At 58.6% G+C, this 17609-nt stretch carries 15 protein-coding genes; 7 read left to right on the forward strand and 8 right to left on the reverse strand.

Features of this window, described 5'->3' with window-relative positions:
* Positions 1-174 precede the first annotated feature (174 nt).
* From K288_RS0100730 to K288_RS0100750, 5 genes are all read right to left on the reverse strand, one after another.
* Positions 175-1035 carry a glycosyltransferase gene (locus K288_RS0100730; protein ID WP_027577861.1) on the reverse strand — a complete coding sequence of 287 codons (861 nt, stop codon included), beginning with the start codon at positions 1033-1035 and terminating at the stop codon, positions 175-177.
* Between the two features lie 130 nt (positions 1036-1165).
* Positions 1166-2083, reverse strand: a complete 918-nt coding sequence (locus K288_RS44205) for a hypothetical protein (RefSeq protein WP_051334256.1) — start codon at positions 2081-2083, stop codon at positions 1166-1168.
* 33 nt (positions 2084-2116) lie between these two features.
* Complete coding sequence (locus K288_RS0100740) at positions 2117-3226, reverse strand: Gfo/Idh/MocA family oxidoreductase (RefSeq protein ID WP_027577862.1); 1110 nt, start codon at positions 3224-3226, stop codon at positions 2117-2119.
* 29 nt (positions 3227-3255) lie between these two features.
* On the reverse strand, positions 3256-3738 hold the full coding sequence (locus tag K288_RS44210) for a glycosyltransferase (RefSeq protein ID WP_051334257.1): 483 nt from the start codon (positions 3736-3738) through the stop codon (positions 3256-3258).
* Complete coding sequence (locus tag K288_RS0100750) at positions 3735-4187, reverse strand: UDP-N-acetylglucosamine--LPS N-acetylglucosamine transferase (RefSeq protein WP_201449626.1); 453 nt, start codon at positions 4185-4187, stop codon at positions 3735-3737. Before K288_RS0100750 ends, K288_RS44210 begins: the two co-directional genes overlap by 4 nt.
* 475 nt (positions 4188-4662) lie before the next feature.
* On the opposite strand from K288_RS0100750, the gene K288_RS49350 reads away from it, so the two are divergent.
* From K288_RS49350 to K288_RS44220, 4 genes are all read left to right on the forward strand, one after another.
* The gene (locus K288_RS49350; RefSeq protein WP_084799424.1) at positions 4663-7542 is read left to right on the forward strand and encodes an Ig-like domain-containing protein; all 2880 of its coding nucleotides are present in this window, start codon (positions 4663-4665) and stop codon (positions 7540-7542) included.
* A 79-nt stretch (positions 7543-7621) separates the two neighbouring features.
* On the forward strand, positions 7622-9568 hold the full coding sequence (locus tag K288_RS0100760) for a type I secretion system permease/ATPase (RefSeq protein WP_027577864.1): 1947 nt from the start codon (positions 7622-7624) through the stop codon (positions 9566-9568).
* Complete coding sequence (locus K288_RS0100765; protein ID WP_051334259.1) at positions 9553-10890, forward strand: HlyD family type I secretion periplasmic adaptor subunit; 1338 nt, start codon at positions 9553-9555, stop codon at positions 10888-10890. Before K288_RS0100760 ends, K288_RS0100765 begins: the two co-directional genes overlap by 16 nt.
* A 100-nt stretch (positions 10891-10990) precedes the next feature.
* Positions 10991-11740 (forward strand): acyltransferase, encoded by a 750-nt coding sequence (locus K288_RS44220; protein WP_244443019.1) that lies wholly within the window; start codon positions 10991-10993, stop codon positions 11738-11740.
* On the opposite strand, the gene K288_RS44225 is transcribed toward K288_RS44220, so the two are convergent.
* Complete coding sequence (locus K288_RS44225) at positions 11737-12093, reverse strand: VanZ family protein (RefSeq protein ID WP_064737285.1); 357 nt, start codon at positions 12091-12093, stop codon at positions 11737-11739. The genes K288_RS44220 and K288_RS44225 overlap by 4 nt on opposite strands.
* 1802 nt (positions 12094-13895) lie before the next feature.
* On the opposite strand from K288_RS44225, the gene K288_RS44230 reads away from it, so the two are divergent.
* The gene (locus K288_RS44230) at positions 13896-14255 is read left to right on the forward strand and encodes a helix-turn-helix domain-containing protein (protein WP_043159029.1); all 360 of its coding nucleotides are present in this window, start codon (positions 13896-13898) and stop codon (positions 14253-14255) included.
* Positions 14256-14306: 51 nt separating this feature from the next.
* Here the strand turns inward: K288_RS44230 and K288_RS0100795 are convergent, their stop codons facing one another.
* On the reverse strand, positions 14307-14519 hold the full coding sequence (locus K288_RS0100795) for a hypothetical protein (protein ID WP_027577866.1): 213 nt from the start codon (positions 14517-14519) through the stop codon (positions 14307-14309).
* 87 nt (positions 14520-14606) lie between these two features.
* On the reverse strand, positions 14607-15266 hold the full coding sequence (locus K288_RS0100800) for a ParA family protein (RefSeq protein WP_043159032.1): 660 nt from the start codon (positions 15264-15266) through the stop codon (positions 14607-14609).
* Between the two features lie 502 nt (positions 15267-15768).
* Here K288_RS0100800 and K288_RS0100805 point away from each other — a divergent pair.
* The gene (locus tag K288_RS0100805; RefSeq protein ID WP_027577868.1) at positions 15769-16728 is read left to right on the forward strand and encodes a calcium-binding protein; all 960 of its coding nucleotides are present in this window, start codon (positions 15769-15771) and stop codon (positions 16726-16728) included.
* A 205-nt stretch (positions 16729-16933) separates the two neighbouring features.
* Positions 16934-17539, forward strand: coding sequence for a class I SAM-dependent methyltransferase (locus K288_RS0100810; RefSeq protein ID WP_027577869.1), 606 nt, complete (start codon positions 16934-16936; stop codon positions 17537-17539).
* Positions 17540-17609 lie beyond the last annotated feature (70 nt).

Raw genomic sequence — 17609 nt, forward strand, 5'->3', positions numbered from 1 at the left:
TATAATCAAGCGTCATTTAAATACAAATAATGTGTCGAAGTAAATATTAAAACGGTAAATATAGAAAATAAAATAAATAGCATGCCGGGGAGGCGGCAGGGTTCGATCGGGGCGCCCTTCGAGCCTGTAACGGCTGCGAAGAACCCATCCAACCAGGGACTGGACGGTGCGGGTTCATGAGGGGGAATGGGGGGATAGCGCGCTACGGGAAGTATCATCCCGTTGCCACCTGGGAGCTTTAGCGCGAGAACGGGCTGCGGCTCTCCATCGTGCGAGAATATTGACACCGAAATAGATCGCTAGTCCCGGCCACAGGCGGGGGTCCTTCAACAGTCCGATGAGCGTCCGATTGTTGGTCTTACCCTTGTTCGCTGAGAGTTCGGGAAAACGGCGAGCGAGCTCGAAAGTCCCGGCATGGGCGCGACTTCTCACAGCGATAAGCTGCCGGATCGTGCGGGCAGGAAATACTGTCGATTTGACGGAAGTCAGCGTCTCGCGTTCTTCTGGCTTGAATTGAATGCGAACATAGGTGTCATCGGCAATTACGTCGGGAAACTGAGTGAAACGTCTGCGCCCGGCCTCGGACAAAGCGTACACGCCTGACCCGCCAATTCCCTGGCCGGCTGAGGGCAGGCGGGATCGCACGGAAAAATACTGGCGTACCATCCAGGAGCAGCCACTCAAATCGATTTCAGGCGTGGGTGCCACCGCCAGTACATCACCCCGCTCAAGGCGGCGTGCCAGTGCGCGGATCGCGTCGAGAGAAATGAGGATATCAGCGTCAATGTAGATGCGAGGGAAACTGTCGGAATTCTGATCGCCAAGGTTCAAGGCGTGGGTTTTGCTTGCAATCTCGGACTCGATCACGCGGACGGGTGAGCCGAAGCGGCGCGCGACGCCCGCCGTGTCGTCGGTACACCCGTTGCAAACAACGACGACGCTGATGTCCTCCGAGCCCGGGCCTTCGACCCACGGTCGCAAGGTCCGTGCGATCACGGCGCTCTCGTTATGCGCTGGGACGACGATCGAAATCATGGCAGTTGGACATAGGGCATGGTGAAGCGCGGCACCCTGCAGAATTGGTTCCTAGATAGGATGGGCCGGAAAGCCCATCCGCGAGCGCGAAGAATTCCAACAGCGTCTGCGCGCTGTTAGTGATGGCGGCCTACGCTGTTTGATGCGTCTTGTGGATCGATGGAAGTGGTATGACCGGATTCTGAGCCTCGCTATCAAAGGCGTCAATGTGCTGCTTGATCTCCTTGATGTGCTGTTTGCTCGAAGCACCGAAGACAATGGACTGGATTTTTCTCTGTCGGCAAACATACTCGATGGCTTCGCGCGGCGTGATCGCACCGGAAGCCATAACCGACATTGCCACTGGCCTGAATTTGCGCGACGCGATTGCGTCTTCGTAAAGCTGGATGCCTCCGCACATACGAAAACCGATCTTGTTTATGTTGGCGCACACAATTGGATTCGGTATGCCGACTTCCTCGAGAACATCAAGGAGATGCGGCAAATTCATCGTTATGAAGCCTGGCTCCGCGTTGTAGCGCTCGCGCACGTGGTCGGCAAAGATGCGGAATGCGTCCTTGATCCCCATCCCGAGCAACAGGTCGGTGACCACGTTCTGGAGGAAGATAACCGGCGTTTTCAGGCCGCTGAACATTTTCATCTCGGCATCGATCAGGAGCCGCGCCATGCCCTCCACGTCTCGCGTCGCCACCGATACGCCACCCCTCACCAGTGCGGCAAAGGTGCCCTCAGAGGGCAAAAAGCGCTTCAATGCCTCGATCGTCCCGTGCTCGGTCACGGCATTTGCGTACTTGTGGGCGTACGGCATGCACGGATAGAACTCGAGATTAGAATATCGCTCCGGGTGCAAACGGACGTGCGCGCAGATCTCACTGATGCGATCATGCGTCGTGCACATGAAGACGCGGATTCCGCTATCATAAGCGGCGTCCAGCAAATCAATGATTTCCTGGATATCGGCAAAGCGCATGGCCTGCGCCCGCGCTTTTTCCTCGGACATGTGATTGATGCCGAAGAACTGATTGTCGCCAAATAGTATTCGATCCATTGGGTCCTCCGTCCCTTTTGCCGGGAGGCAATTTTACGTCAGTGCGCCCTTGACTGAGGAAAGGAAGCCTCTGGGGCGGCTCCTGCTTTGAGCGGGGATCGTGATCCCGGAATCCACTCGCCGCTTCGCATCTCCGGCATTCTGCAGCATGGCTGAGACGACACAGTCCGTTTGCGCCGCAGATGCGAAGGACGAGATATTCTCCCGGCGACCGTCCACGATGCATCGGAAGAAGTAGTCGAGCTGCGCAGAGTACTCCTCGCCCCGCAGGTAATACCAAACATCACTATTAAAATCGGTTGTGTAACGAACGTCCCAACCCTCTTTTGCCACAACTGCGCTCCCAGCCGTGGCTCGAAGAAATGTCTTCACTTCCTGACGGTCGACGATCATACGGCCATTCGTGCCCCAGAGCGTGACCTGCGTTGACATTCTGCGAAGGCTGTCATCGCTCCAGTTGGCGGCAATCATGCCGGTCAGGCCATCGGCAAAATGCATCGTCGCGTAGACTTCGTCGTCCACATCCCGGGAGAAGACTCTGTTGAGCACAGTTCCGCTCACGGCGTTGGGCGTGCCAACGAGATAATTCACAATATCGATTGCGTGGCACGCGTAGTCATAGAGGCAGCCCCCGCCCTCGTTGCCTTTCGTCCGCCACGTCGCCCCTTTGGGCCGCAGCACCACCGGGCCATAGGCTTCGACCCTGACGTGATGAAGTCGGCCGAGCACCTGCGCGTCGAGTAGACGCTTGGCTTCGTTGAACGATCCGACGAACCTGTAGTGATATCCGACTTGATTGACGACGCCTTTCCGCTCAGCCAGTTCGGCCAGCTCGAGTCCTTCGGCCGCATCGAGGCAGAACGGCTTTTCGCAGAACACATGCAGATTTCTGCTGAGAGCCTCACGGACTATTTCGCCATGAAATCGGGAGGGCGTCGCAACAATAACGGCATCGAGCGACTTCTGGTCGAGCAATTCCCGATAGTCGGAAAAGACCTCGATGCCTGTATATTTGTGCAGGACGCTGCACAGATAGCTGGCGGTGTCGCAAACTCCGATCAGCTTAACCGCAGGATGCGTGTTGACAATCGCAAGATGGGAGAGTCCCATTTTGCCCAGCCCGATCAGCCCAACGTTGACCATGGAGGTCTCCTCAATACAGAGAGCGGCTCTCAATTAACCAAAAAATGTCGCACCCGCGCCAGAAACGGCTCCGGTGCAAAATCCGTGAAATTGGCGCCGGCAGCAGCTGCGCCTGTCATCGCCTTGTCGATCGCAGAGTCGAGCTCGTCATCCGACATGGCAGCAAAAACGCCTGGCCTGTCGCGAAGCCACTTGATGGTGTGGAGCTGATGGTCAGTCGTGTGCTCCCGATTGGCTGCGAGCCGCGGCAGCATCACGATCGGCTTCTGCAGTTCGGCGGCAACGAAGTAGCTCCCCATTCCGGCATGGGCGACCACAACCGCCGCATCGCGGACGGCTTCCTGAAACTTGCTCGGCGAAAGCATCCGCGTGCTGCGCATGTGGCTTGGCTGATAGATGCCGCCGCCAATTTGGGCCAGAACCTCACAATCGGCGTGCGCCAGCGCCCATTTGTCCATGCAAAGGATCAGGCGATCGAACGCCATCATCGAGCCAACAGTCACAAAGATCATAGGACCGCTCCCCAACAATCGGGGCCGCCCGTTCGCTGCAAGTGCGGCCACTGGGTGAGCCACACATCGCTGAAACGCCTCGCTCGCGCTCCTGATCCGGATATTTGTTCACAATTGGCGATGCTGTCGATCCACATCGTTCTGGCTCGCAGCAGGTATTTTGCAAGTGCCAGGGCGATCATGCCAGGAGCCGATCCCGTGGTCACGACGACACGCGGACGCTCGCGCAGCAGGATAAACGTCAGTTGAGCGACCAATATCGCCAACCCAATTCGATCCCAGCGCGTCACGTCGCGGATGGCATAGAAGCGATGACGCGGGACCTCTTCGGCATACGCAGCATGAACACTTGCAAACGCGACGTCCAACCCATCGAATGCCGGCTGCAGGCGACGCATTTGGATCCAGTGCCCGCCTCCGGACGCTACAACGAGTACTTTGTTGGACACGATGGCTCCCGCGCCGGCCTAGAAAACAATTACGCCAAATTTTGAATTCAATTATTTAATACCAGAAGAAAATAATAGGCGCAACAATTAAATCCAGACAAAATATTTAATTATTAAAATCGCGGGGCGGGTGAGGCCTCCTTCACCAAGGCTGCCGGCCAGCGCGAGACTTCGCCTGCGATCGACGAAAGGTTGTCGTGTAAACCAATTAGGGAAAAGCCGGCGTGATGTCCGCGTTTAAATCGCGGAGTGAAAGGCAATCAATAAAACAAGAGTTGTCGCGACAATCAAATTTAAAGACGTCCATAGTAGTCTGGGGGCACTGGACCAGAATCGAAATTTGTGGGCTGGTTCAACGCGAACATCGAATGATCGCGGCCACGCCCACATGTGGTCCCAAAAAAGCCCTTCCGGGTGACGCATACATCACGAGCACAGCGGCGCGACTTGTATCAATCAACACGCGAGAAATCATATGACTGGAAGCATTGATCCTGCCCGTTTCGGTATGCCTGACGCGACGACAGCGGGCGTGCCGGCTGGCACCACCCTGAGCGCTTATACGGGACCGACGACGATCACCAAGGATGGGACGGTGATCGAGGGCATGATCATCGACGGGACGCTGAAGATCGATGCCGCGAATGTCACGATCAAGAATTGCATCATTAAGAATTACGGGGCGTGGGGCATCGACGCCGAGGGCGCGGCCAACATAACCGTGCAGAACTGCGACTTCACCGCGAGCTCCACCCAGGACACCAACGCCGCCATCCTGGGATCGGGCACGTTCATCGGCAATGACATCAGCAACAGCACGAACGGGATCGTCCTCACCGGCGGCGCGAGTGTGGTGCGGGACAATTACATTCACGATCTGCGAAGCATTTCTAGCGATGCGCACGTCGACGGCATCAGCGTTCAAGGTGGTCAGAATCACGTCCTGATCGAGCACAACACCGTCGAGAGCTGGGACACCTCCTGCATCTTTATCAAGAACGACTTCGGCCCGATCAACGACGTCATAGTCAGGAATAACCTTCTGTACGGGGATGCGGACCGCGGCGATCCGGCTGCCACGATCTACGTGTATGGTCCGAACACGACGAACGTTTCCATCACGAACAACTACGTCGAAAAGGGCAACTGGTTCTACTACTCGACGCAAAATGCGAGCCCGACCATCTCGGGCAACATCGAATGGGACAACAAGACCCAGGCGATTCCTTACCCGAGCTCGGTGCCGACCCCACCTTCCGGGCCGTCGACGCCGACTGCGCCTGGCGCGCCGGTGATCGCGTCATTCTCCAACGACACCGGGACCGCCGGCGACGGCATCACCAGCGACAACACGCTTCAGCTGAAGGGTACGGCTGCGGCAAATAGCACCATCAAGATCTACGATGGCGCGAACCAGATCGGCACGGCAACTGCAAATGCGAGCGGGAGCTGGGAATACATCACGTCGGTGCTGACCAACGCCCAGCACGTGCTGAAGGCAACCGCAACCAACTCGAGCGGTCAGACCAGCGCCGCATCTGCGCTTCTTACGGTCACAGTCGATACCGTCGCGCCGACCGTCCCGGTTGTGCAGAGCGATTCGGTCGTCAATACCAATAGGGTGCTGTTGTCCGGCACCGCCGAGGCGGGCAGCACGATCAAGGTTTATGAGGGGACCAGCGTGGTCGGTACCGGCACGGTGGCGGCGAATGGTACCTGGAGCGTCACCACCAATGCCCTGTCGACCGGATCTCATAACCTGACGACTACGGCCACGGATGCTGCTGGCAATGTCAGTGCCGCCTCGCCGGCGGTCGATCCGGTGATCGGTGGGCCGACGACGCCACCGCCGACGCAGCCTTCGGGGACGCCGAAGATCGTCTCCTTCTCGAACGATAGCGGGAAGGCCGGTGACAACATTACCAACGACAACACGCTGACGCTCAAGGGCACGGCCCAGGCCAACGCGACCGTGAAGGTGCTCGATGGCAACACCCAGCTCGGATCCGTCAAGGCCGACGCCAATGGCAACTGGAGCCTGACCACCTCGGCGTTGCAGGATGGTGCTCATAGTTTCACGGCCACGGTCGAGAGCACCGGCACGACGGTAAAAGCCGCCGGCACGACGTCCACAGCGCTTGCCGTTACCATCGACACCAAGGCGCCGACCGCGCCTGCGTTGAAGGCGAACTCCGTTGTCGATACCAACCACGTGCTCGTGTCCGGGACGGCCGAGGCAGGCAGCACCGTCAAGGTCTATGACGGGTCGACTGTCGTCGGCACCGGTACGGCTGGTGCGAACGGCAGCTGGAGCATCACCACCGGCGGCCTGTCGAACGGGACTCACGACCTCACCGCGAACGCAACGGACGTTGCGGGCAATGTCAGTGTTGCGTCGCAGCCCTTCCATTCGGTGATTGGTGGTGGATCGACCCCACCGTCTGGATTGACAGGCCTTGTCCAGGTCGGCGACAATTATTTCCTCGGAGGTACCGGCCCCGAGCTGAAATATCACGGTGCCGCTGTGACAGCCGGCCAATTCGAGGACTGGATTCCAATCGCCTCAGTCAAGCTGGATGGCGGCGGCTACGATGTTGCGTGGAAAGACTCAAGCGGACAGTTCACCTTCTGGACTACGGATAGTCAGGGCAACTTCAAGTTCTACCCGACCCACGGCGTTGCTCTTGATGCCAACGGCGCAACGGTCCAATCGTATGAGAACATTTTCCATCAGGATCTCAACGGGGATCACACCATCGGCGTTCCGGGCACAACCCCGACAACCCCAACCACTCCAGCTTCAGCGGTGAATTTCAGTTCGCTCACCACGAGCTCGAGCAATGTAGTTACGATGAAAGGCACTGCTGACGCATTCAGCCAGGTCAAAATGTACGACGGCAAGGCGTATATGGGGACGACGACTGCGGATGCCGACGGTACCTGGAGCTTTACGAGTTCGTCTGCCGTATCCAACACCGTGCACTCGTTCAAAGCGGTAGGGGTCGACAGTGCCGGTCACACAACGGCCAGTTCGGGTAGCGCGATCCTTGGCTCGACAGGCAGCAATACGCTGACGAGCACATCGGGCAACGACTTGTTCGTCGGCAAGGGTCATCCAGACACGTTCGTATTCGCTGCGAATTTCGGTAAGGACGTCATCAAGGACTTCGCTGCTTCCGGGCCCTCGCACGATACGATCCAGTTCAGCAAGAGTGCGTTCAGTGACTTTGCCAGCGTTCTCAACCACGCTTCGCAGGTCGGACAGGACGTCGTCATTTCCACAGGAGATGACTCGCTCACATTGAAGAACACCAAGATTAGTGCACTGCAGAGTCACGACTTCCATTTCGCGTAAGCGAAGGGGCGCAATAAGGCGAAGAACATTCAGCGCCGTGGAGTTTAATCTCCACGGCGCATGCTAGGGGACGCGTGCCATGAATAATCTGGGACGGCGGGGGGATGTCTCCCCGCCGGTAAATATTGATGAGATAGAAGTATCGAGATGGGCGATTTTAATTGCCGCCTTAGGCCTTCTGACAGAGCGCGCGCGATCATCGTCGCGAGAGCTGACCAGGTTAGCAGAGCGTTCGGTCGAGGTCGTGCGAGCACGGCTGTTTGCCCGTCCGCCTCGTCACGACGACGTCTATGATGAGCCGCAATCCGAGATATCGGCATTCCTGAGTTCGTGCCGTCGGATATTCTGGAGCCTTGCGGCCTTCAGCGGCCTGAGCAATCTCCTGATGCTCACCGGCTCGTTCTTCATGCTTCAGGTTTATGACCGGGTGCTGCCCGGTCGCAGCATCCCGACGCTAATTGCGTTGTTGGTGCTGGCGATGGTGCTTTATCTGTTCCAGAGCGGCCTCGACTTGGTCCGAGGCCGGATCAGCGTTCGGATCGGGCGATACTTCGACGAAAGGCTCGGGATTCGTGTGTTCGATTCGGTCGTGCGCCTGCCGTTGAAGACGCGCGGCGACGGCGACGGCCTGCAGCCATTGCGCGATCTTGATCAGGTCCGCAGCTTCCTGTCCGGGGGCGGGCCGACCGCGCTGTTCGATCTGCCCTGGATGCCGATCTATCTCGGGATCTGCTTCCTGTTTCATTTCTGGATCGGCATGACCGCGCTCTTGGGAGCGCTGGCGCTGGTCGGAATCACAATCCTGACCGAGACTCAAACGCGCGGTCCGGCGAAGGCCTACTCGCGCCTCGGCGTCGCGCGCAGCGCACTCGCCGCCGAGGGGCGGCGAAACGCGGAGGTCCTGCAGGCGATGGGGATGAGGCGGCAGGCCGCGCTACGCTGGCAGGATGTCAACAGCAAGTACCTCTCGGCGCATGAGCAGGCGAGCGACGTTGCGAGCGGGCTCGGCGGGCTTTCGAAGTTCTTTCGTTCGTTTCTGCAGTCGCTTGTTCTTGCGGTCGGAGCAGCTCTTGTCATCAACCAGGAATCGACCGCCGGCATCATCATCGCCGGATCGATCCTGACGGCGAGGGCGCTCGCCCCAGTGGAGGTGGCGATCGCGAACTGGAAGGGATTCATTGGCGCCCGACAGTCGGCACATCGACTGGATCGATTGCTGAAGCTCCTGCCCGAGGAGGCTACGCGTCTCGGACTGCCCGCTCCCAAAGACGCGCTCGTGGTGGAGCAGCTTTATGTTGCGGCTCCGGAGTCGGAGAAGCTGATCCTCTCCGAGGTCTCGTTTCAGTTGAAAGGCGGCGAAGCGGTCGGAATTATCGGTCCCAGCGGATCCGGTAAGTCGACGCTGGTTCGTGCGTTGGTCGGCGTCTGGCCGCGGCTGCGCGGCAAGATCAAGCTTGACAACGCGACGCTGGAACAGTGGCCACCTGACGCGCTTGGCAAGCATATCGGCTATCTGCCGCAGGACGTCGAACTGTTCGAGGGCAGCATTGCCGTCAACATCGCGCGGTTCGATCCTCAAGCCACGTCCCAGGGGGTGCTGCAGGCCGCACAGGCAGCCGGCGCGCATGACCTTATCCTTTCGCTCCCCGATGGCTATGCCACCAAGGTCGGCGAGGGTGGAATGGCTCTGTCCGCGGGTCAGCGGCAACGCATCGGGCTTGCCCGGGCGCTCTACGGCAATCCTTTCCTGGTGGTGCTCGACGAGCCGACATCGAATGTCGATTCAGAGGGCGAAGACGCGCTCACGGAAGCGATCCTGCATGTCCGCAACCGCGGCGGCATCGTCGCCGTGGTTGCGCACCGGCCGAAGGCGCTCGAAGCGGTCGACCATGTCCTGGTGATCGGCGAGGGGAGGCTTCAGTCCTTCGGGTCGAAAGAGGAGGTGCTCAATAAGGTGCTGCGACCGGCAGCCCCGCTCAGGGTGGTGGCAGACGGGCAGGGAGGCGGACGATGGATCGCCAGATAGCGACGGATCGCCAACAAGCAGCAACGCCGGCGCTGCAGTCCATCCAGCGCTATATGATCGTCGGCATGTTCATGGTCGGCTTCGTCACCTTCGGCATCGGCGGCTGGGCGGCAACGTCGCAATTGTCGGGCGCCGTGATCGGCCAGGGTGTCATCGTGGTGGATTCCAGCGTGAAGAAGGTTCAGCACGCCACCGGCGGCATTGTCGGCGAACTGCGCGTCCGCGACGGTGACCGCGTGAAAGCGGGAGATATTCTGATCCGGCTCGACGAGACGCAGACGCTTGCGAATGCGACGATCGTGACCAAGAGCTTCGACGAACTGCTCGCGCGCCAGGCGCGCCTCGAGGCTGAACGCGACGGCGCCGATCAGATCGTATTTCCCTTGGCTCTGCTCGAACGGGCGAGAGACAGCAATCTGGAGGCGGGGCGCGCGATCTCGGCGGAGCGCACCTTGTTCGATCTGCGCCGACAGTCCCGGAACGGCCAGAAGTCGCAGCTCAAGGAGCGCAAGGCTCAGCTTCAGGATGAAATCAAGGGTTATGCCGGACAGGCCGAAGCCAAGCAGAAGGAGGTCGACTACATCCGCCAGGAGCTCGAAGGCGTCCGGACGCTCTTCCAAAAGAACCTCGTGCCGATCACACGCCTGACCGCGCTCGAGCGCGACAGCGCGCGGCTGGAAGGTGAGCGCAGCCAGTTGAGCGGCATGATGGCGCAGTCAAAGGGAAAGATCGCTGAGATCGAGCTTCAGATCATCCAGATCGATCAGGACCTGCGAACCGAGGTAGGTAAGGATCTCATCGAAACGCGCTCCAAGCTTTCCGAACTCACCGAGCGGAAGACCGCGGCGGTGGATCAGCTCAATCGCATCGATATTCGTGCGCCGCAGTCCGGCCGCGTTCATCAGCTTTCCGTCCACACCGTGGGAGGTGTGATCGCCCCCGGCGAGCAGATCATGCTCATCGTGCCGGATGCGGACGCCCTTGCGGTTGAAGTCAAGATCACGCCGCGAGATATCGATCAGGTGTATGTCGGCCAGACCGCGGCCATGCAATTCGCGGCGTTCAATCAGAAGACGACGCCCGAGGTCGACGGAGAGGTCAGCATGGTATCGGCGGACCTGACGCAGGATCAGCGGACCGGCACGAGCTATTATACGGCGCGCATCCTGCTCAAGGCGGACGAGCTTGCAAAACTTGGATCGGCCAAGGTGGTGCCGGGCATGCCGGTCGATGTCTTCATCAAGACGCCGTCGCGAACCGCGCTGTCGTATCTGATCAAGCCGTTGCGGGACCAGGCCGGCCGTGCATTCAAGGAGCGTTAACGGGCGCGCATATTTAAATATTTAAAACGGTTGATTAAATCCCGCTGCTGTCGTAGGGATACCCAGCCGTTTGCCTGCGCCTCTCCGGCGGTTGCGGGTGATGGAGAACGCGAGCTCAGCAGCAGGCCTCGCGCGGCGGTTCCCGTTGCGTCTCGTTCGACGCATGGTGGTGATACAATGTAGCCCGCCCAGGGTTCAGCTGAGCAAGGGGGGCTTTCAGATGTCGCCAGACTTCAACTCCGGAATGTCCGAACAGCGCGTCGACGAATGGCTCGGGCTTATCAGGCGTTTCCTGCAGGTTCTCGCTGCGCGCAAGAAACTTCAGTTCAATCGAAGGGTGTCGATCGGTGATCTCCTCACGGAGCGAGGGGATAACGCGGCCGCCTACGGCTTCGGCGAGGGCACCACGATGTACGACAACGTGCTCGTGCTCGGAGACGTCCGAGTCGGCCGGCATACATGGATCGGACCCGGCTGCATTCTGGACGGTTCAGGGGGAGGTCTGCAAATCGGCGACTGGTGCTCGATATCCGCAGGCGTTCAGATCTACACGCATCACACCGTCAATCGCTCCATCTCGCTCGGAGAGAAGCCGGTCGACTACGCGCCAACGAAGATTGGAAATGGCGTCTATATCGGACCGAATGCCATCGTTCAGATGGGCGTGACGGTTGGCGACAAAGCAATCGTTGGCGCGAATTCTCTGGTCAATCGGGACGTTCCGGCGGGTGCCAAAGTATTCGGAACCCCGGCACGTACGCGCATGGCCGAGGAAGCGCGCTCCGGGGACGCCGGCTGCGATCACGACATTGGGCCGTCCCCTCGCGCTTCTGCCGGCGGAGCCGACTAAATCTGGCGACGACGCAGCGTTTGCTCGAAATAGAGCGCCGCGCGGGCAACAAATATACCCAAGCTGCCGCCGGCCATTTTTTCGAAGGCGTCCACCAATCGGGCGTGGCGATCTATGGTCACGAGTTGCATGAGCTCAAAGAGTGCGGCGCTGCCTATGATGACGAACCACACATACATGACGTGGCGCGGATAGGCCAAATGGAGGAGGAAGCCGACCGTCGCGAATGCGGCAATATGCTCCAGGCTGGTTGAGGTGGGGAGTGTTGGCCTCGCTCCGATTGGCGACACCGATGCATAGGCAAGAAAGCACAGGAGCGCCCAAGCGGCGACCGCGACGAGTTTCTGAGGCATGGGGGACATTGGCTCTTAGAGAAAATCCCGGAGGCGTGCGATTTCGATGATCTGTTCGGCAGACAATACGGCCGTCACAAGTTGCGTTTGCGGTTCAGCATTTATTTCATAGAGATGGCGCTGGTACACGGGCTTGGCCAAAAACGCCGGATGCATGTGTCCAGAGACCCTTCGAGCAAGAGATTTCCAATTGAAAGCCATTTCCTCAGTGTCGCGGTTGCGCTGAAATCGACAGGCGCGCAGTACAGAGATTCAAGCAGTGCAGGGATTCAATATGTAAATCCGCCTCGCGCGTCCGGTGAGGCAGAGGAGCGGTTGTTTCTGCCGCCCTAGTCATGCGGCCAGTCGAAGCCGGACGGGCCGGGATCTGGCCCAGAGAGAGGTGGAATCTTCTCGCCTTCGCCGACGGATCCGGTCGTCGTGCGATCGCGCAGAAGCTTTGGAGGTTCTATCGAACTCGGCGGCATCATCTCCGTCCAGGCTTTAACGCCATTACGCAGACCGGAGATGCTACGCTGAGTTATTGTACCTCCTGCGACACCAAGCCGCGTTGCACTGTCTTTCAGATCGGAACCTCCTTAATTCAGTAGCCGCGCCCCGGGCAGACCTGCTCGTGGGCTAAAGTGAATTAAATATATTTAGCCCGTCCGTGATTTAAAAGAAGATAATTAAATATTTATCATGCCACCCGCCGCGGGCTTGCGATCGAAGTTGCGCTGTGTGCGAGCGCTCAAGATTGTTTGTGATGATGCTTACTGCATGGTGACGGTTGAGCGCGCCAATGTTTGCGATAGCGCACCGATCGATCTGCTGCAGGCTACGCGGCGACTGGCACGACGGGCGACGATCGTTTTTCCGTTTCCGTGATGGTGGAGCGAGGGCGCAATCTATGCGGACGGTTAGAGCACCGGCTAAGCATCACCTGTGCACTGGGAGTCGATCTTAAGATTGGAACAAGAGAAGGCCGGTTTAAGCGCACGTGAATGCCGTCAGGCCTGCGTCTCGCTCGGCCCAGCAAGTCAAGGAAGGCTTGGATCTCTATTAACGAGGCCATCACGTAGCGGTGTTCGGGCCGACGATAGGGGAGTGCTAGAGGTAAAATGCGAGGAGGCCTGCTCGCGGGTAGTCTTTATTTTCAGTTGAAAATCCATTCGAGGTTGACCCGCGGTTCTGCCCTGACTAGGTTGTCGTATCGTTAAAGCAGTTCATACTTCACGAATTAAGTGAGCCGAAAATTCAATGCAGGGTCGTAGGCCGAGATAGTTTCTAGGTCGCAGTGGTATCCTGGTCTTCGGCGCCTTCGGAAGAAACCATTTGTTCGGTGCCTTCGGAAGAAACCGCCTGAATGTGCGCTTCGCTCAATTGACCTCGCAGCGCAATCGGATATGAGCGGTTCGACTGTTTCGGGTGACGATACGCTCGAAAATAACGTTGTTGCGATGCTCCGCCGTGGTGCGCCGAGGGTGTCAACAATGATCGGGAAGCGGGGCTCGGGTCGCGATCATCGCGGTAGCGGTAAATTGGTCTAACGCGACACGATCGGCGAACGAGATTGGATTGATATGCGGTTGATGCCGAAAAATCAGGTTGCACCGCATCTAACACGAACGGCTAGCTTGCACGGATGATAACTAACACTCAATTTGTAGCGTGGTTGTTACCAGATGCCTCCGGTGTCACACCTCTCGTTTCTGACTGTAGCTATTTATGATAATTGTGATGCTGCTCGGGTCGAGTCTTCGGCTGCGTCGGGTGGCGGATCCGGCGGCTAGCTGCCGGTCCAAGCGCGTTTAGGCGGGAAGATGAAGAAGCACTCTCACGAGGAGATCCTGTTGAAGCTCGTTCGAGCAGACGAGCTTGCCCGGGCGGGTAATTCCCAAGTGGAGATCTGCAAGGCGCTCGGGGTAAGCGTCATGACGCTTCATCGTTGGCGGAAACTGCCTCTGCGCAAGACTGATGCGGTCATTCCGTCCGATCCTGCGGCGGACGGAAAGGTGCCAACCAGCGCGCGTACGATGGATGAGATGCGTCGTGTGCTCGAGGAACTCTCGCTTGAAAACCAGCGGCTGCGGAAGATCGTCACGGATCTCCTGCTGGAGAAGATGCGGCTCGAAGAAGCATCGGCTGAGACCTTTCCCGTTACCCAGGCGCGCAAGGCCTGATCAAATATTGTTGAGTCTTCGCGATTGCGGGCAGCTGCGTCGTCGGCCTGATCATGCCGACTGGACGAAACGTTTGTGCATGACCTTTCGGAAATCCGGTTCCAGCTTTTCCAGATCATGCTCAGGGGTGAGAATCGCAAAGTTGAGAGCTGGGATTCTGCCGGCAAGGGCGCTTGCCGGCGTGGCCGAACGTTGTTGCGATCCCGGCGCCGGGAGGGCGTCGGATGTTTGCGATGATCCGAACGCGCGATTGACTGCGAACATGCGCTCCCGATCGGCATATTCTCGCGGACGCTCTCCGTGGATGTCACGCACGACCGTCGACTTTGGCCGCAGTGCACGGATATCGCGTTAGTTCTCTCCGACAGCCCTTTCTACGGCATCTGCAAGCTGCCGGATTTCCAGATCCGCCGCGTCCCCGGGCATGAAGCTCGCGACCGATTGACCGCTTGTAAAGGAGCGGACGAACGCCGAACGACTGGCGATGGGGGGCGCGACGATCTCGCCGAACTCGCTCAACTCCTCGACCAGTTGTCGGCCCTCAAGAGTGCGGCGATCGAGCCGGTTAGGAACCAGAATGACCTTGATCGCATCGCGCCGACGCTCGCGCGCCGCATCGATGATGGCAAGCGTCTGTACGGTCGCGTCGAGATCGAGGCCGGAGGGAGTGCAGGGGACCAGGATCAGGTTTGCTAGCGCGATCGACGCACCCATTTCGCGCGCGTTAGGTGCAGTATCGATCACCACGAGACCGGCCTGGATATTTCGCACCTCCTGGGCCCAGGCGGATACCGAGGTGCCTTCCAGCGCCATTTCGTAAACGGGGAATTCCAGATTGCCCGGCTCGGCCCACTGCGACGCGGATCGCTGCGGATCGCTGTCTACCAGCACGACGTCATGACCGCGGCGCGCGAGCTCGGCCGCGATACAGATCGCAATCGTAGTCTTGCCAACCCCACCTTTTCGCTGGGTAACAGTGATGGTCCTCCGTGCTGGTCTGGGAGGGGTCATGCGAGGCCATGCTAACAAATCTTCACATTTCCAAGCAAAATCAGCCGGTTGCATATCACTACCTATCGCATGTCTACAATTGATCTACAATTGTCTTCTTCATGGCATCTCTCGAAACGTTCGATCCTGACCTGCCTGATCTTTCGCGCATGCCTCATCCGCAAATTCCGTATGGTTGCAGCCACAGATTGTGCCGAAATCGCCCGAAAAAGCGTCATTCAGGGCGAGAGTCGGATCGCCGACGCGACAGTTAACAATGGCGTGACACAGAGCTCAAATCTGAGTTAATCGCACGTGAATTTAGTCCTTGACTTGGATTGTGCGCTGCGACTAACAATGACTTAACAAACGGCGCGATGCATCCTAACATTGAGCGGGATTGTGTCGGTCGAGCTGGCCTCTTCGCTCTAGTTGTAGTTGTAGCACCTTCAACTTGCAGCACATTGGCGCTGACCGCGTGTCAGCTGATCGGTGAAATCTCGGAATCTTGCCAGAGGGTATCATGGCCGTTACCTACTTGACGAAGACTGAGCTGGGTCAATTTCTCCACCACAGCGGTAACAACATCGAGGCGAGTGTTAGATCAGCATTGATCGACTCGCTGGAACAGAGCGGTGTGTTCCACGATGGTGGAGAGGATGGCACCAGAGGGTGGTTTCAATCTGGTCCGTTCCCTGGAGGGCCGGTCGCGCCCACCATCCAGGTGCTGGACGTTTCAACCTCAACGACAGTCCAGACGAATCCCAATCTGAAGGGGATCATCCTGGATGACTCCGGTGGCAAAACACTCAATGTGACCGGTGGCGACAACGACGTATTCGTTGCGGCGGGCAAGGGTTCGGACACCATCCACCTGCATGACAGCGGCGATGACACGGTCTATGGCGGCAGCGGTAACGACCTGATCACCGGCGGACACGGTGACAGCTCGCTCGTTGGCGGTGCCGGCAATGACAGCATCTATGGCGGCAGCGGCAACGACACGCTGGATGGCGGTAGCGGCAACGACTACCTGAGGGCGGGCACGGGCGCCCAGTCGCTCGTTGGCGGCGAGGGCAACGATCTGCTCAGGGACTTCACGTCGGGGCACAGCACGCTTTCGGGCGGTACTGGCAATGACACCTTGGTCGGTGTGCAGGGCGATCACTTCGACGGTGGTAACGGTAACGACCAGATCTGGCTCTATGGTGGCGCTGCGGGTGCAAACTCGACGCTGCAGGGTGGAAACGGCAACGACACCTTCCACGTCGCGACGCACGCCGGGAACGATACGATCATTGGCGGCAACGGTAATGATACCGTCGACTTTGCGGATCGCTCCTTCTTTGATGTCACCAAGATCGACGTCGACGCGAGCACTTCGACTTATACGCTGCACTTCAGTGACAACCAGACGGTTGCGGTCAGCGGAGTTGAAGATCTCCACTTCAACGACCAGGTCGTCACTCTGCCGAAACTCTAATTCGGCTGCTGAAGATCATGCTAGTGAAAGCCCCGCTTCCGCGGGGCTTTTGCTTTTGTGATCCGAAGAAGGCCGCGGATGCGATTTACGCCTTCGTCAGGCCACATCGATCAGGTGAAGATAATCGTCGCTTGGAATTCGTATTGCTCTCACCCGCGCAGCATTGCGACGTCAGGAACCAGTCTTGTCCGCCAGTATCAAGCGCCTGCTTAATGCGGGCTCCGGCCCCGGACCCGCCCGTCGAATTGCTCGAATGGTTGGCGAGCAAGGCTGGGAAGAGGTGCGCTTCGACATTGATCCGGAAGTCAGGCCGGATGTTCTCGGCTCAATCCTTGATCTCGGCGGCTTGTTCGATTCGCAATCATTCGATGCGGTCTGGTCGTCGCATGTGCTCGAGCATCTCTACGCGCACGAGGTTTTTCCAACATTGCGCCAGTTCCATCGGGTCTTGAAGCCCGGTGGGTTCGCCCTGATCACAAGCCCGGATATCGAATCGGTCGCCCAGTTCATCGTCGAGCATGGGATTGCTGCCGTCGCCTACAATTCGCCGGCGGGTCCGATCAGGCCGCTCGACATGCTCTACGGGCATTCGCGCGCCATCGAGGAGGGGCACGTCTATATGGCTCATCGCACCGGATTTACGGCCGAGCGCCTTGGCAACTTGCTGTTGATGGCGGGCTTTTCGACCGTGTCGGTAACAACGGAGAACTTCGAGGTCTGCGCGCTCGCGCTGATGCCCGAGGCCGACAGCGAGGGCATCCAGAGGACTTTGCTGGAAACCGGCTTCAATTTTCAGGAAGCGTCGGCCTAGATACTCGTCGTAGCTCCGGTCCGGCTGCCGATGCAACCTGCAGTTGACCGTCGAAGACGGTCGTTATCAC

It is taken from the genome of Bradyrhizobium sp. Ai1a-2, from assembly GCF_000426245.1.
GTDB lineage: Bacteria > Pseudomonadota > Alphaproteobacteria > Rhizobiales > Xanthobacteraceae > Bradyrhizobium.

Excerpts from the sequence above, each read along its gene's own strand:
- K288_RS0100730 (WP_027577861.1), bottom strand. The coding sequence starts at position 1,035 with ATGATTTCGATCGTCGTCCCAGCGCATAACGAGAGCGCCGTGATCGCA.
- K288_RS44205 (WP_051334256.1), bottom strand. The coding sequence starts at position 2,083 with ATGGATCGAATACTATTTGGCGACAATCAGTTCTTCGGCATCAATCAC.
- K288_RS0100740 (WP_027577862.1), bottom strand. The coding sequence starts at position 3,226 with ATGGTCAACGTTGGGCTGATCGGGCTGGGCAAAATGGGACTCTCCCAT.
- K288_RS44210 (WP_051334257.1), bottom strand. The coding sequence starts at position 3,738 with ATGATCTTTGTGACTGTTGGCTCGATGATGGCGTTCGATCGCCTGATC.
- K288_RS49350 (WP_084799424.1), top strand. The coding sequence starts at position 4,663 with ATGACTGGAAGCATTGATCCTGCCCGTTTCGGTATGCCTGACGCGACG.
- K288_RS0100760 (WP_027577864.1), top strand. The coding sequence starts at position 7,622 with ATGAATAATCTGGGACGGCGGGGGGATGTCTCCCCGCCGGTAAATATT.
- K288_RS0100765 (WP_051334259.1), top strand. The coding sequence starts at position 9,553 with ATGGATCGCCAGATAGCGACGGATCGCCAACAAGCAGCAACGCCGGCG.
- K288_RS44220 (WP_244443019.1), top strand. The coding sequence starts at position 10,991 with ATGGAGAACGCGAGCTCAGCAGCAGGCCTCGCGCGGCGGTTCCCGTTG.
- K288_RS44225 (WP_064737285.1), bottom strand. The coding sequence starts at position 12,093 with ATGCCTCAGAAACTCGTCGCGGTCGCCGCTTGGGCGCTCCTGTGCTTT.
- K288_RS44230 (WP_043159029.1), top strand. The coding sequence starts at position 13,896 with ATGAAGAAGCACTCTCACGAGGAGATCCTGTTGAAGCTCGTTCGAGCA.
- K288_RS0100795 (WP_027577866.1), bottom strand. The coding sequence starts at position 14,519 with ATGTTCGCAGTCAATCGCGCGTTCGGATCATCGCAAACATCCGACGCC.
- K288_RS0100800 (WP_043159032.1), bottom strand. The coding sequence starts at position 15,266 with ATGACCCCTCCCAGACCAGCACGGAGGACCATCACTGTTACCCAGCGA.
- K288_RS0100805 (WP_027577868.1), top strand. The coding sequence starts at position 15,769 with ATGGCCGTTACCTACTTGACGAAGACTGAGCTGGGTCAATTTCTCCAC.